The 15,507-nt window shown below is 45.8% G+C and carries 13 protein-coding genes and 1 riboswitch; of the genes, 3 read left to right on the top strand and 10 right to left on the bottom strand.

What is annotated here, in order from left to right; translation table 11 throughout:
* Nucleotides 1-39 precede the first annotated feature (39 nt).
* Nucleotides 40-2,547 carry a glycoside hydrolase family 2 TIM barrel-domain containing protein gene (locus tag GK047_RS19875; RefSeq protein ID WP_163950715.1) on the bottom strand — a complete coding sequence of 836 codons (2,508 nt, stop codon included), beginning with the start codon at nt 2,545-2,547 and terminating at the stop codon, nt 40-42.
* A 131-nt stretch (nt 2,548-2,678) separates the two neighbouring features.
* Between GK047_RS19875 and GK047_RS19870 the strand changes: the two genes are divergently transcribed.
* Complete coding sequence (locus GK047_RS19870; protein ID WP_205516886.1) at nt 2,679-3,554, top strand: AraC family transcriptional regulator; 876 nt, start codon at nt 2,679-2,681, stop codon at nt 3,552-3,554.
* A gap of 191 nt (nt 3,555-3,745) precedes the next feature.
* Here the strand turns inward: GK047_RS19870 and nrdF are convergent, their stop codons facing one another.
* The 4 genes from nrdF to serC all read right to left on the bottom strand — a co-directional run bounded on the left by nrdF (nt 3,746) and on the right by serC (nt 9,117).
* Nucleotides 3,746-4,747, bottom strand: a complete 1,002-nt coding sequence (gene nrdF, locus GK047_RS19865) for a class 1b ribonucleoside-diphosphate reductase subunit beta (protein WP_163950713.1) — start codon at nt 4,745-4,747, stop codon at nt 3,746-3,748.
* Nucleotides 4,748-4,769: 22 nt separating this feature from the next.
* Nucleotides 4,770-6,854, bottom strand: a complete 2,085-nt coding sequence (gene nrdE, locus GK047_RS19860; protein WP_163950924.1) for a class 1b ribonucleoside-diphosphate reductase subunit alpha — start codon at nt 6,852-6,854, stop codon at nt 4,770-4,772.
* Nucleotides 6,841-7,200, bottom strand: a complete 360-nt coding sequence (gene nrdI, locus GK047_RS19855; protein WP_163950711.1) for a class Ib ribonucleoside-diphosphate reductase assembly flavoprotein NrdI — start codon at nt 7,198-7,200, stop codon at nt 6,841-6,843. The genes nrdE and nrdI overlap by 14 nt, the downstream gene beginning before the upstream one ends.
* 184 nt (nt 7,201-7,384) lie before the next feature.
* Nucleotides 7,385-7,592: riboswitch (cobalamin riboswitch) on the bottom strand.
* Between the two features lie 436 nt (nt 7,593-8,028).
* Nucleotides 8,029-9,117, bottom strand: coding sequence for a 3-phosphoserine/phosphohydroxythreonine transaminase (gene serC / locus GK047_RS19850; RefSeq protein WP_163950708.1), 1,089 nt, complete (start codon nt 9,115-9,117; stop codon nt 8,029-8,031).
* A 143-nt stretch (nt 9,118-9,260) separates the two neighbouring features.
* On the opposite strand from serC, the gene thpR reads away from it, so the two are divergent.
* Nucleotides 9,261-9,893: an RNA 2',3'-cyclic phosphodiesterase gene (thpR, locus tag GK047_RS19845; RefSeq protein ID WP_163950705.1), complete on the top strand. Its 633-nt coding sequence runs from the start codon at nt 9,261-9,263 to the stop codon at nt 9,891-9,893.
* On the opposite strand, the gene GK047_RS19840 is transcribed toward thpR, so the two are convergent.
* Nucleotides 9,868-10,488: an NUDIX hydrolase gene (locus tag GK047_RS19840; protein ID WP_163950921.1), complete on the bottom strand. Its 621-nt coding sequence runs from the start codon at nt 10,486-10,488 to the stop codon at nt 9,868-9,870. The two genes, thpR and GK047_RS19840, sit on opposite strands and share 26 nt — an antisense overlap.
* Complete coding sequence (locus GK047_RS19835) at nt 10,488-11,006, bottom strand: uracil-DNA glycosylase family protein (protein ID WP_163950919.1); 519 nt, start codon at nt 11,004-11,006, stop codon at nt 10,488-10,490. The genes GK047_RS19840 and GK047_RS19835 overlap by 1 nt, the downstream gene beginning before the upstream one ends.
* 131 nt (nt 11,007-11,137) lie before the next feature.
* Between GK047_RS19835 and GK047_RS19830 the strand changes: the two genes are divergently transcribed.
* Entirely contained in the window at nt 11,138-12,028 is an 891-nt protein-coding gene (locus GK047_RS19830; RefSeq protein WP_163950703.1) for a GNAT family N-acetyltransferase, read from the top strand.
* A gap of 41 nt (nt 12,029-12,069) precedes the next feature.
* On the opposite strand, the gene GK047_RS19825 is transcribed toward GK047_RS19830, so the two are convergent.
* From GK047_RS19825 to GK047_RS19815, 3 genes are all read right to left on the bottom strand, one after another.
* Nucleotides 12,070-13,308: a DUF1501 domain-containing protein gene (locus GK047_RS19825; protein WP_240344053.1), complete on the bottom strand. Its 1,239-nt coding sequence runs from the start codon at nt 13,306-13,308 to the stop codon at nt 12,070-12,072.
* A 19-nt stretch (nt 13,309-13,327) separates the two neighbouring features.
* On the bottom strand, nt 13,328-14,641 hold the full coding sequence (locus GK047_RS19820) for a DUF1800 domain-containing protein (protein WP_163950700.1): 1,314 nt from the start codon (nt 14,639-14,641) through the stop codon (nt 13,328-13,330).
* 213 nt (nt 14,642-14,854) lie between these two features.
* Complete coding sequence (locus GK047_RS19815) at nt 14,855-15,403, bottom strand: NADPH-dependent FMN reductase (RefSeq protein WP_163950697.1); 549 nt, start codon at nt 15,401-15,403, stop codon at nt 14,855-14,857.
* Nucleotides 15,404-15,507: the final 104 nt, after the last annotated feature.

Genomic DNA, 15,507 nt, shown 5'->3' with positions numbered 1-15,507 from the left:
CGGTGTCTTGTTCATCATTGGTTAGCTCCCTCTCTTTTACTATATGTTAATAAAGGCCGTAGCCATGCCTTCGCATTTTGCGCTCAAGACAGAAACTGGCTTATAAGCATGCGTGCTTGCTTTTACAGCAGCTATTGACGGCCCGCCCGCAGACACGAACGCAGTCTCGCCGATCGCGGCCTGTCTTCCACCCTGCGGATCGACATAAATACCTGCATGTCCGCTTGCCAGTTGAACGAGCCGTGAACCATGAATCGTGCCAAGGCCATCCAGAAGCCTGCCATCTCCACAAAGCCCGAATCGAACAAAATGAGCAGCATTCGGACAAAAGACACCCTTCTCGTCGAACATACGCGCCTCCACATAGATACGGCCATCATCCTGCTTCTCTGTTGTTAGCTTAAGTTCCGTCGGCTCTCCCCATGACTCTGTCTGATAGTTAAAGACCAGCTCATCTTTCACGATGATGTCGTCCTTCTCAGCGATGACTTGCACATGATTAATGCCAGGATTAAAGGATGTATGCCAACGTAGACCCGCACATGGAAAGTCATTAGAATCCCGCTGCCTCACACCTAAGCTAACCCCGTTAAGGAACAACTCCGCCTTCGAACAGTTCGAGTACACCTTCAGGCACTTCAGCTCCTCTTGTGTACCCCAGCGAACTGGCATGGTGTGACCATAAATGCGTACCATAGGGTCCTTCGTCCAATAGGATTGAAATACATAAAAGGCTTCTTTCTTCGTCCAATCTCGTTCAACGACTCCCTTCATGTTCAGATAAGGAATCGGAGAATCCGGACGGACAGGTGTAGCAAAATCCTTAAAAGACCATTGGGCTGCCCCTGTCAGCCAATCCATTCCCTCTTGGCATTTCAAATACCAATCGATCATTTCACAGAAGTAGGTCTCTGACCAATCCCCATCCCTAGAGACACGCGAATCGCCCCCAGTGAGCAAATAATCTCCGTCCCGCTCCTCTGCAGCCCCATCGCCCCGAGGAATATACGCGAAGCCCGTGTAAGTTTGCTCCACATGGCGTGTTGCCAGATTATCCGCCCCCCACTCCATGTGGAAAAAGGTATCTACCTGTTCGAAAGCCGTCCGGCAGCTTCCCTCGTAGTCTGTGTATATCCCCCGATACCACCCTGCCCATATTGAAGGCGAATAGACATCAATAATGTCTTTGCAAAACTCGCATCTTCGTATCGCGGTTAGACGCCCTTCATCCAACTGGTGTGACAGATCATGAAGCTGCTTCATGAAACCTCGGATTTGTTCCTGATCAAAATAATCAAAATCGCATTCCCAATCGTTTTCATTGCCGAGTCCCCAAAGAATAATGGATGGGTGGTTGTAATGCTGAGAGATCATCGCGCTTAACATATCACGACATTGTTGCCGATAAGCCTCGCCTCCAAGCCCTCCACGGCACCATGGAATTTCCTCCCACACAAGTATGCCGAGCTCGTCGCATAAATTCAGTACGATTCTCGATTGCTGGTAATGACCAAGCCGAATAAAGTTTGCGCCCATACTCTTAATCAAAAGCATTTCTTCGCGAATCATCGCTTCTGTCATCGCGGGTCCAACGCCGGCATGATCTTCATGCCGATGAGTACCACGCAGCAATAACCGTTCGCCGTTTAGCTTGAAAGGACCCTGCTTGATAAACGCAAAGAAACGCACCCCAAATTTCTCTTTCACAGCCGTTTCTCCATAAACGCTCGAAAGTGCCACGGTACAGCTATACAAGACAGGTCGATCCGTCGACCAAAGCTGTGGTGAATCAAGTTCGATGACTGTTAACTCTTTATCCCCTTCCCAAGGCATACAGCTCACGTTCGATACGGCTATCACCTTACCCGTATGATCCTTTAGTTGGATCGTCAACTGCACGTTATCGCTCAGCAATTCCGGATTATACAACGCGGCGCGAACTTTCACACTGCAGGTTGGTTTTGAATGAAAGCCCGCTTCCGCAGTTTCTTGCAAATTGCTCGTGTTTGTCTCGATATGCACATGCTCCAGCGATACCGCTGGCACATAGACCAGGTTAAGGTAACGATACACACCGCCATATAGGTGAAAATCATTGGCATCTGATGGAATCGTCTCAAGCTCACGGGTGTTATCGCACATAACGGCTACTGGAACTTTACCGTCATAGCGTTCGATTGTCTGCGCCTGAGCCGTAGCCTCTGTAATATCGATCGTGAACTCGTCATACCCTCCTAGGTGTTCTCCTACCTGCTGGGTATAAACATATACGTTAGAACGCTGTCCAGCCCCTTCGAAGTGCAGCAGTGTTCGTCCTCTCGGATACGGATTGTTCACCTCCAGCTTCGTCCGATACCAGCCCTGCCCTTGATAGTACTTGTTGTCCGGGTCCATGGTATCCAAGGCATTATAAGAATGTGGAAGCTCCGTTTCCTTCCATGGCACGTTATAGTGATTTTGAAGCTTTTCGCCCCGCCATACCTCCCACACGCCTCCCAAACTCCCACAGTAGTGCTCCCAATTTTGAATCAAACGTTGGCCAAGCAATGCCCATCACTCCCGATAAAATTGTTGCCCTCAGTATAGCAAAAATCAATCGAACAGAGTGTAGTGATCTTATGATAAAATGTTGTTAAATTATGATTTAGTTACTTAAGAAGAGGGGAGTCATTCGGAGCATGAAGGTCATGAATTACTTGAACCTTAATCAGCACCCTGCACATCTTCAATTTTATCGAAATCGAACAAATGCATTCGCTGAAATCTACCACGCACACCAAGGTATGGAAATTCTCATTGTTCACGAAGGCACCGGAACAGTCGTTGTGGAACAACAAATTTTCGATTTGGTACCTGGTAGACTCTTTTACTTCAAGCCTTTCCAGCTGCATCGAATACGCATGAACGAACTAGCCCAGCAGTCGTATATCCGATCTTTTTTCGTCTTCGAGCCCGCGCTGCTTGATAGCTGTTTGGTCGCGTTCCCTTCCACACGCGAATTTTTCCAGAAGCTTTGGAAGGATCCCTTGTCCATACAAAACATAAGCGGATTAAACACGGATGCTTTGCATAACTTACTCCATACGCACCAGCAAAATATTGAGCATGCCAAGCCGGAACACTTGCTTGAAGAGCAGTTGTTCTTCTTGATCAGCTTGATGCATCATCTGAAAACTTCCTATCCATTAACCAATTATGAACGATCGGCTGAACGTACTTCCCAAGTAAAGTCCTCTTCCCTTGCAGAGAAGGTCATGGAATGGATCGAAATCCATTACATGGAGCCGTTTGAGCTAAGCCAGCTCGCACAGGCTATTCATTTATCGCCAAATCACATATCCGCGGTTTTTAAGCAAATGGTAGGCAGCAGCATTATTGAATATTTGACTGCTCGACGCATCCGACAAGCTTGTTGGCTGCTCAAATCAAGCGACCTTCCGATTCAAGGAATCGGACGGGCTGTGGGGCTGGGCAACTTCTCTTATTTTTGCCAAATGTTCAAGAAACACGTTGGTATGACACCGTATCAGTTTAAAAAAACACCTCGTATGTAGATAGATAAACTGCAAATCATCTACGCCCGTCAATACAAGCGTCAGATATCTAGTGCATCTACAATCGCCCTTCATTTCTAAAGAAACGATATACAAGGATAGGGCGTCCGTCTGGCTTTCAAAAAAAGACGACCTTCAATTCAAAAATCGAATTGAAAATCGTCTTTTTTGCTGAGTTTCCTCAAATAATTTTAAGCTTCAACCTTCTCCTTCAGCTCTTCAAAGCTGAAATCATCATCCGTCAGCGGTTCAACATGGATCGTGCGTACATAACCGTTTCCTTTTTTGGAGAAAAAGTCATGCTGCTTCGTCTTCGTGCTTAGACCGTTAAGAACAATCGGGTTGATCTCCTCTTCCTCAAACATCGGCTCAACACCCAGGTTCATGAAAGCTTTATTCGCATTATAACGCAAGAATGCTTTCACATCTTCCGCCAGCCCAAGCGTGCCGTATAGGCTCTCCGTGTAGCGCTCTTCATTCGCATGCAGCTCTTTGAGCAAGCTGCACAAGATCTCGTAAGCCTCAGCCTGTTCCTTGGCGCTTAGCTCTGCGTAAACCTCTTGTGCTAAGACACCAATATAAAGTCCATGGATACTTTCATCACGCAAAATCAAGTCAATGATCTCGCCACTGCTCGTCATTTTACCTTGTCCGGCCAAATAAAGGGGGTAAAAGAAGCCGCTATAGAACAAATAACTCTCAAGCAATACGGATGCTGCCATAGCCAAATACAGCTCTTTGCGTGTATGAATCGACTCATAATAGCGGGAAATCGTGTTCGCTTTAAACTGTAAATGCGGATTGCGCTCCACCCATAGGAAGAGCTCGTTAATCTCCTCCGTCGTTGAAAGCGTCGTGAAGATGCTGCTGTACGACTTTGCGTGAATTTGCTCCATCATCCCCATAAAGCTAAGTACCGCTTTGCGCTGAAGTCCGTCCACATGCTCCAGAATCTTAGGCATGCCAACGCCGCCCTGCATCGTATCAAGCAGCGTAAGTCCGCCAAGCACCTTCATGTACAAGTCGCGTTCCGCGTTATTCAGCGTCATCCATGACATTTTATCATCGGATAGCGGAATTTCCTCGTCCGTCCAAAACTGCATAATATTTTGATTCCAAAAAGTAATCGTGAAATCATCATCAGGCCGGTTCCAGTTAACGGCTTTTTTAGTAGAATGGATGATGGTGCTCATCTATGTTCAATCCCCTTCCGAATTACACCGCGCAGCTGACGCACTCCTCGACGGAGAGCTGATTCGTTCGCGTGTAGTAGAGCGATTTAAGTCCTTTGTGCGCCGCATATAAGTAAAATCTGGCAAGCTGTCGAGTCGAAACGTCACTATTCACATGGAGTATCGTTGAGATACCTTGATCTACATGCGTTTGAATTTCGGCAATGAGATCGAGGATCTTGAACTGATCCATTTGGTAAGCAGACTTATAGTAGAAGAAATTATCCCTTTCCATGAAAGGCATTGGATAGTACGTAGTTGAGTTTGCGTACGTACGCGTCTCGATAGGCTCAACAATCGGCATAACGCTGGAAGTCGCATTTTGAATATAGGAAATGCTTTGCGTGGGAGCAATCGCCAACCGATATGCATGGTACAAGCCGTGTACACGCACCTCTTCTTTCAGCGCAGCCCAGTCGCTATGCGAAGGGATGTGCATACCCTCAAATAATGCTTTTACTTTGTCGGTAACAGGTTGGTAATCCGTAGTCAAGTACTTGTCGAAATAAGCGCCATTCGCATACTCCGAAAGCTCAAACCCATCGAATTTCTGGCCTTTCGCTCTAGCAATTTCTTTACTTTGCTCAATTGAATAGTAATTCATCGCCATGAAGAACGTACGAACAAAATCCTTTGCCTCATCGCTCTCATAAGCAATCTTATTCTTGGACAAGTAACCGTGCAGGTTCATAACACCTAAGCCAACTGAATGCAGCTCACGGTTTGCTTTGGCTACGCCTGGCGCATTCCCAACCGTTGTCATATCACTAACAGCAGTCAGAGCGATCATACCTTCGTGCACCGTTTCACGCAATTTTTTGCGATCCATTACATTGGCGATATTCATTGAAGCCAGGTTACAGCTGATATCTCTAAGAATAACGTCGTCTTGCCCGTAATCGTTAATTTCCGAAGTCTCCTGCAGTTGGAAAATTTCCGTACACAGGTTAGACATTTTAATCGTGCCAATCCCCTTTAAGGCGTGATCACGATTCGCATTCGTGCGGTTCATCATATATGGATAGCCGGATTCCAGCTGGGTAGTCGCAATTTTGACCAGCATATCGCGCGCGCTCATGACAACCCTTTTCTTCACACGCGGATTAGCAAGTAATTCTTCATACATTTCATCAATATCCATATCATCCATATGCTTGCCGTATGCTTGGAATACAGTGTAAGGCGCAAACACATGCAGTGGTTTGTTTTCTTCTGCGAGCTTGTAGAACTTGTCCGGAACGATTAAGCCAATCGATAATGTCTTCAATCGCGACTTCTCGTCCGCATTGATTTTCTTACTGTCTAGGAACTCCATAACGTCCCAACCGAAAATGTTGTAATACGCTGCTCCTGATCCTTTGCGCTGACCCATTTGGTCTGCATAAGAAAAGGCGTCTTCCATCAGCTTCAGCACCGGCATAATTCCTTTGGCCGCATGTTCGACGCCTTTAATGGACTCTCCACGTCCGCGGAGCTTAGATAGGTTGACAGCTACACCGCCACCGATTTTGGAAAGCTGCATACAAGTGGCTAACACATAATTGATCGAGTTAAGCGAATCATCCATTTCTAGTAAGAAACAAGAAACCATTTCACCCCGTCGGCTCTTCCCTGCATTAAGAAACGTTGGTGTCGCTGGCTGCAAACGTTGTTCCATCATCGATTGAGCCAATACGCGTGCTGTCTGCACATCACCGCGTCCCAAATAGAGGGCCACAATCGCAACGCGATCCGGGTAGTGCTCTAGATATAGCGTCTTGTCGTCACTGCGCAGCGCATAGTCTGTATAAAATTTCGAAGCCGCCATATAGGAGGCGAATTCAAACGTCGATTCATGAGTTACTTGATAAATATGCTCAACTTCCGCTTCTGTATAATGTTTATATACGTCCTCATAGAAGTTATTATCGATCATATAACGCACCTTGGAAGTGGTGTCAGGAAACGCGATGCTGCTGCCTTGAACTTCCTCCATAAATACTTGAACAGCTTCCTTATCCTTCTCTAATTGAAAAAAACCATCCGCTCCGCGTTGCATTAATTGGTTATTAAGCTCAATGTGCCGCAATTGCATTTACCCCCTGTACAAAGCGTTCTACGTCATTTTTGGTGCCGGATAATTCAAATTTCGTTAACACAGGTACATCATATAGTTCTGAGATCGTATCTGCGCTTTTCGCAAAACCATCTCCCCAGTTGCGATTACCACTGGCTGCTACGCCGATCATACGCGGGTGATTTTGTTCTAGGAATGAAGCAACCTTCTGTGGAATTTGACCAAAACCAGTTGTGTAGGTTACGAGAACAAATGGCTCGTCCATCTTCAAGGCTTCCTCGATTTGAACCGCTGGCATCTGCAGCTTGGCGATAAATCTACGAACATTACCCGTTTTTGAATCGTACGCAATCAGCATAGGAATTTGTCTCCTTCTCTATCTTAAACTTCTATCTTAGTGGTCTATGTAAGCAAAGGTATCATGAACAAATAAAAATGACGCACTCGGCATAAACAAGGACCGAATACGCCACAGAAGACATGCGAAAATAAACGCTTGCCGCGCAAGTGGGAGTCGTCACAGCCGCCTATCTGCCGTAGGGGATATGTCACAAGAAAAGGCAGGTCATCTGGCTCGGAATCATCTACTTCTTCCATCTTTTCAGGCCGTCTATTCGACAAGACCTGCGGATTTTCGAAGAGGTGTTTTTCCTTACAGTGGCGGGACCGCGCAGGCTTTTAACCTGACTTTCCCTATTAAGTAGTCACGATTCTTTGAAACGTGATCACGCCTTTTCATCACGATATGTAGTTGATAGATTCAAATTTATATCAATATATTGTGTTTGTCAATGCATAAAAACCGGCAACACTCACCTTCTCCCTGCCCTCTAAACACCAAAACCTAAGCAGGATGCGGCTCTCAAGGTTTGCAACAAATCCAAAAATTTTTTACTTGCAAATTCCTATTTGTCGAATGTCACAACATCTAGATGGCTCTCCATAATATCCCCCTAATCAACAATAGTCAAGTACATTTTGGTAACCTTCGAACCCTAAAAATACAACCTCTAGCCCTTACATTAAACGAAGGATGATGATGTCTATTAGAGTCTCAATAGGGCCTCTAACCGATCATTTTTTGTTCTATGCCTACATATTCATCCAGCACCAAAAAAGCCATTCACGAGCACCTGAGTGCGTCATGAATAGCTTATTAACGAAGATCACAAACGGATTCTATCTACTAGCCGTTTCGTTTTTGGAAATCGGTCATGAAATCGGATAATGCTTTACATGAGGAGTAAGGAACTGCATTGTAGGTCGAGGCTCTCAAGCCGCCTACACTGCGATGTCCTTTCAAACCTATAAAACCATGTTGTTCTGTTTCCTTAATGAATTTCTTCTCAAGCTCTTCGTCCTGCAGGCGGAAGGTAATGTTCATCGTCGAACGACTGCCTTTATCAACTGGTCCCCTATAGAAGCCACCGCTTTGATCTATAGCGTCATAGATTAGGCCTGATTTTTCAAGATTATTTTTCTCAATGACAGTTAGGCCGCCTTGCTCCTGAATCCATTTCAGCACAAGGTTCATAATGTAAATTGAATACACTGGCGGCGTATTGTACAAGGAGTTATTTTTGCTGTGCGTTTCATAGCGCAGCATTGTAGGAATCGTTTTTGGTAAATCGTGCAGCATGTCCTCTTTGACAATAACGACAGTAACACCAGATGGACCAAGATTCTTCTGAGCCCCTGCATAGATCATGCTAAATTTGGACACATCGACTGGTCGGCTCAAGATGTCGCTGGACATATCTGCGATGAGCGGAATATTGCCTGTGTCCGGGTAGCTTTGGAACTGTGCACCCTCAATAGTTTCATTGGAAGTCAGATGGAGATAAGCGGAATCCGAACGAAGATGAATCTCGCTCAGATCTGGAATTTTCATAAATTTTTGTTCTTTAGAGCTAGCCGCGATAGCAGCTTCACCAAACAGGCTCGCCTCTTGCACAGCTTTCTCAGCCCATGCCCCAGTAAGTACATAGCTGCCTACTTTGTCAGGTTTCAAAAAGTTCAGCGGAATCATGGCGAATTGCGTGCTCGCGCCACCTTGTAGAAATTGCACTTGATAGCCATCTGGAATGCCAAAAATTTGTTTGAGCAATTGCTGTGTTTCATTATGTACTTGCTCGTACTCCGCGCTGCGATGAGAAATTTCCATAATGGACATGCCGATTCCTTTGAATTCGACAAGCTCCTCCTGTGCTTTCCGCAGAACTTCTAGCGGAAGTGCCGCTGGTCCTGCATTGAAATTGTAGGCCCGATTACCCATGATTCACCACACCTTTGCTTTTTGTATTATGGCTATGATAGCAATATTCTCACTATGCATCAAGTAAAACCTCAGTTGGCAATGCTAACAGAAGATTTGACCAACGGTTTATTACTTCGCAAAAAAAGGAGCTTTCAACAACAATGAGATCCTATCCATCTTCTTCAATGACCGCTGACACTTATCGGCTGTTCGTTGGACTCCAGCTCACGCAAGAAGCCCAAGAGGTGATGACGATTTGGAAAGACACCCTTGAGCAGTTACTGCCTTTCAGTAAGTGGACCCACCCGCTGGACGTCCACATTACTTTGAAATTTCTTGGGAATACGACCGCTGAAATTGCGGATCTCCTCACATCCGACTTACGTCAGATGGCCGCCGCTTCATCTCCACTCGTTCTTCATGTTGAAGGCCTGGGTGTATTCGGCCCTCAGGCAGCGCCATCGATTCTGTGGGCAGGTGTGGGGGGAGATCTCAGTGCGCTGAACAAACTTCAACACAAAGTCGAGGATGCCTGCAACCGCAGAGGTTTCGCTACGGAGGCTCGCCCCTATCGACCGCATCTTACACTAGCCCGGCGATTTCGAGCAGCATCCGGTCCGTTTCAGCGATCATGGCTAGAAGTAGAAGCACCTACTGGTGGATGGCCCACATGGCAGGCAGGAGACATCGTCCTGTATCGAAGTCACCTGGGACAACAGCCAGCTTATGAACGGCTAGACGTATTTCCTCTTGGGGATCTTGTCCCGTCTAATCAAGCAATACCTGTGAATTAGCGTTTCGCGCGAGTTCAAACATCTTTTGGAGCTGGCCAGCCGTATTCCGCTCCGTAGAGAGCGTCGGCAGCCCGCTCATGTCGAAGAAACCGACACCGGTCGTCTCCAGACCGGTCTCTAGTGCCTCCCCGCCTACTAACTCGCACAAGATGAACATCTTGTACACATGGTTAGGCGAGGGAGGATGCGGATGGCGCTTCTTGTCGAGAACCGCTAGTAAACGAACTGGCCGCACGTCATACCCAGCCTCTTCTTTGGTCTCCTTCACGGCGACCTCAGAGGGGGTATATCCAATATCCGCCCAGCCGCCAGGCAAAGACCAAGCGCCATCAGCTCTTTCCCTCACAAGCAGTATGGTATTTTCTTGAATAACGACAGCGCGAATATCGACCTTAGGCGTGGCATAGCCCGTCTCGCTAGCGAACAGCTCTCGCACCTTGTCGACGGGTGTGTCGGTAAAATAACTCATCATCTCAACGCTAATCGTACGCAACGCTTCGTATCGCTCTAAGTCATACCCATTTTCACCATATTCAAGACCTGCTTGACTAATCGCTTGAATTTGCTTCGCCCACTCCAACCATGGCATATTCATCATGTGCTCCTCTCTGCTTGGCTATACGCCAGCAAACCGCTATAAATCGCAACCAGTTCCTCCAGTTTCATTCGGACAAGCCCACTGGAAGAAGGACATACGTATTCGATGACCCCAGTCACAACAGGCTGTGGTTGAACCCCCCATGGCATCCCCCGTTTGTCGCTATATTGTTCGTAGACGCCCTTCCCGACAAAACAAACAACCTTTGGGTGATAGGTCTGTATTTTATCCCTCAGAATTACGCTTCCCTCACGATACTCATCAGGTGAAATCTCAGCAGCAGTCAACGTTGGACGGGAAACAATATTTGTAAAACCATAGCCTAGCTGTAGTAAATCACCATCTTCTTGAGGCTTGTATAAACGTGGTGTTAACCCTGTTTGAAACAAAATTCGGTAAAATCGATTGCTTGGACTCGCATAATGATGACCGGTTTCTCCAGAACGAAGACTCGGATTATAACCTACAAACAGGATGCTTAAGTTCTCTTGCAGATGATCTGAAATAGGTTTGATTTTCAAACGATATACTCCCTCCGGCTACACAGTAACTCACTGTATCTTTTCTACATATTACCATTATTTCCCTCAGCGTGCTAAACTGAAAATAGACTCTAATTTGACTAGGACGAAAGGCGTGATCCACCTTGATTACCTTCCATACGTTTAGCGAACTATCATTAAAAGATGCCGTCTCTCTCTGGAACAAGGGCTTTGAGCACTATTTAATCCCAATAACTTTGACTGTAGATACATTCGTACAGCGCACTGCCAATGAAGGTATTTCCCTTGACCACTCTATAGTTGCATTTGATGAAAAGACACCTATCGGCTTTGTTGCCAATGCTTTCCGCACCTACCAAGGACAGAAAATTGCTTGGAACGGAGGTACCGGTATCATCCCTGATTATCGTGGCAAGGGAATAGGTAGGCTCCTTATTGAACAAGCAATCAGCCTATATCGTGAACAAGCAGTACATGTGTCAACACTGGAAGCGCTCTCTGAGAATGAACGAGCGATACGACTTTACGAAAACATGGGTTACCAAACAAAGGATCGTCTCCTTATGTTCCAAACGACTGATGCGCTACTGTCTAATGCTTTCCTACCCAGATCCAATCATGAAGATTATTTTACACTGAAAAAAGCATCCCCTGCCGAGCTCGGATTTCTTCCTATATATCGCAACGATCGTGCTTGGCAAACGCAGTGGGAAAGTCTGCGCAGCGGTGAGCTCGTGCTTGCTTATAATAAGCACTCAGGTGAAGTTATTGGATATTCCCTTTATAGAAGTATCTATAATGAACAAGGTGAGCTTAGTACCATCATCCTATATCAGTGTGAAGTTGACCCTAGCGTAAGTAACGCTGCTAACATCATTAATGAGATGTTAACTGAGGTCTACGCACCACATAGAGGCGCGTGCAAGCGAATGACTATTAATCTTTCTAGTACAAACCATCTTGTCATTGAAGCATTGGGCCGCGCAGGCTTCACCTTACAGTTGGAACAAGTGTATATGGTTCAGCATGTCTGAGAACCGTAAAAAGCCGAGGCGCGTCCCTCGGCTTCCTTCTATTATATAAATCTTAAGTTCTCATACGATTTACCGAGCACACCAGGAGCATCCCCATCCAACCAATTTTCAATGATCGTGCTGTAGACAGACCGAAAGTCCACTTCATATTTCAAATCGCCATTGTCCAGATTCGACAGATTCGGATAGGCGCCGTAGAGCCCACCCTTCACTTTGCCGCCAAGCACGAACATTGGAGCTGCTGTGCCATGATCCGTCCCGCCACTGCCATTCTCTTTCACCCTACGTCCGAATTCCGAAAATGTCATAACAACAACGCGATCCTGCAAGCCTTGCGACTCCATATCTTTGTAAAAGGCGGTCAACCCTTCATCTAATTGCTTCAATACTTTGGCATGCTGCACTTTCTCATCCGCATGATCGTCAAATCCGCCTAACTGGACATTGAAAACTCTTGTTCCTGACTTCCCCGCGAGCAATTTGGAGACAAGCTGCAAATCCTTTGCAAAACTTGAGTTCGGATATTCAATCGCATTTGAATAATTCGCGGATAGCGCTTGAATGGCCTCAACGCTCTTATAAGCGTCGCTTCCTCGCTGACATGTAATGCGTAACTGCTCCATTTGATCTTGCGGACCATACATGTCCTGAAAAGCTTTCAGGATTCGACTCTTCTCCTGTATCCCTGTTTTGGAATCAATTAAATGATAGGTATCAAGTGATTGTATCACCGGAAAACTCATCGTATCTGAATGGAAGGCTTTGCTGCCAGAATTGCCTACTTGAACAGCTTTAAGTGGATTGCTGCTTTGCCTTAGGGAGGATTCGACATAACGCGCCAGCCAGCCGCTATGGCTTATCTTATCAGGCTCGGCCGTTTGCCAAATCTCCATCGATCGAAAGTGGGAATGATCGGGCTTGGGGTATCCAACCCCTTGAACAACAGCCAACTTCCCTTGCTTATACAGCGCAGCCACCCCCTCTAGGCTTGGATGGAGACCTACGCGATGATCAAGTGCAAGCACTTCGCTTTGCTTATAGCCTAGGGTAGGTCTTGCATCGAAGTAGACGCCTTGCCCATATGGAATTAATGTATTGATCCCATCATTTCCGCCACTTAACTGCACAACAACTAGTACCGGATCATCGATTTCTTGTTCGGAGCCAATTGCGAATATAGACTTCCCAGTCTGCGTATACAACAACCCGCCACCAAGCCCTAACGTAGCGAACAAGGCTGTACCCTTAATTAGAAAATCTCTTCTTGTCAATTTCATCATCGATCTCCTCCCCTATTAGCTATTTCATTTGAGCTTCCGGACTAATAAGCACAAGTTGAAGCAATCCGCGTAAACCTGCATTTTTTTGCTTTTTATGTAATAAGGTGTCTTCCACATATGCCCGAAGGCTTCGCATGGTTTGATCCGACACTTGAAGCAATCCCAGATTCTGAGTCCATAGCTTAACCCATTCCTCTGAGGAATCCCCCAGCTTCGGCGTGTACATGGTTGATGTTAAAAAGGTCCCATTTAATTGCTTGGCGATAGACTCTGCAAATTGATACCTAGCAAGCAGGGAGCTTGTACTAAGCCATGTTACGCCACCCCTCCAGCCTGCAACATCAGGTGGGGAGTAGAGCTCCTGTCCCATCTTTCGCATTGCCTGTGAGTATCCTTTGGATACAGGGATCTGACATGATTTTATAATGTTCGCCACGTATTCGGCTGGCGTTCTAATTAACGACATTTGTAACTTTTCATTATAAAAGTCCTCCGATACGAACAAAGCTTGAAGGACTTCGCCAATCGTTTTCTTCGTCTCGATATCCTCGGCAACTCTACGAATCCACATCTGAGTTGGGTTATCAACAGCAAAAAAAGCTAACAGCTTAGCAGCTAGAAAGGTAGAGAATGCTTTTTGACGGGAAATGACATCAATCGCCCCAACTGCATCCCATTTCCCTGTTTCGCCAAGAAAGGTCTTAGACTCGTTATCATGCTGCTTGAGATTGTAGCTGGTCTTATTCTCATTCTTATCATATGTCCAGCCCGTAAAGGCACGCGCAGCTTCCTTCACATCTTGCTCCGTGTATTGACCGATACCAAGCGTGAATAGCTCCATAACCTCTCGCGCATAATTTTCGTTAGGTTTTCCCTTTTTGTTCTTATTCACATCCAACCAAATCATCATCGCTGGATCCTCAGTTAATGCAAGGACAAGCTCCTTAAAATTACCAAGGGCATGCTTACGAAACAGATCGTTTTGCTGAACCATCAGCGATACATCTCTAACTTTGTAGTTAGCCGTGGCAAAATGCCCGTGCCAAAACAAGGTCATTTTCTCGATTAGCGGCGCTCCAGAATGGACCATTCGATATAGCCAATACATCTGCTGGTCTCCGAGTTGTGTAGGATCAAGTGCCTTCTTGCCATCCGCCGTCACTTGGTCTATCGAGACAAGTAATGGTTGATCGTTTATTAAAGGTTCGCCCTCAATTAAACGCCTTACCGTCTCCTCTCGACCCAGCTTGACACATACGGCAATCTCCTCTTGAGTCGCACCAAAGGCAGCTCGATTTAATAAATGAGTCACTTCCTTGTAAGTCCACATCATCGACATGATCCCACCTCTCTCCCTGATTTCCATACCCTAACATAGAAATATGTCATAAGTATGTATAAACGAAAAAACCGCTAGGCAATAAATCCCTACGGTTAATATCGGAAGAATGATAACAAAGATTGAAGTTATAAAAATCAACCTACCTGCAGCCTTGTCGCCAAGTTTCATTTAATTTTCAATTATGTCTAGCAATAAATGAATGAATTACTTGCTACTTACAAGCCCCACCAGTTGAAGGAATGCAGCAACAACACGGCGAACTCGTTTTTCCAAATCTGGATGGATCTCACTACCATGAACATCGGACTGGAGGCTCTTTCTTTGATCTCCGCCTATGGATATCCATTCAGGGCTGTTAATTCCATGTAAATTGCGGACAATCGTTTGCAGCTGCGTTAAAGAACTTACAGCTACTGCACCTCCAGCTGAACTGACGGATAGCACCACTTTTCCTGAGAAATGCTCCTGCCCCAAATGATCCAGCGCATTTTTCAATACACCAGATATACTACTATGGTACTCTGGTGTCGCCAACACAATCGCATCGGCAGCATTCATGACTCGCTTTAAGTTGATCAGCGCTGGATGCTCTTCATAGTCCTCATCTGGATTATAGAATGGTACTGGTGACTGATACAAATCGACGAATGATACTTGAACTCCTTCTAACTCCATGATCGTTTGGATATAATGGGCAAGACTTGTGCTAGTTGCTGCTTTTCGGTTGCTTCCTGCTACAATAGCAATTTTCATATCATTTTTCCTTTCTAAACCTTATTTATAAGTACATTATATGACATCTTTCTACGCTGGACATCAGCTGGGAGAATGATTATTTCTCCCACTAATTTTTGATG

The sequence above is a fragment of the Paenibacillus sp. SYP-B3998 genome (assembly GCF_010820665.1).
Classification (GTDB): domain Bacteria; phylum Bacillota; class Bacilli; order Paenibacillales; family NBRC-103111; genus Paenibacillus_E.
Note: the sequence above shows the minus strand (reverse complement) of the source record. Positions and strands in the feature narration are given on the sequence as shown.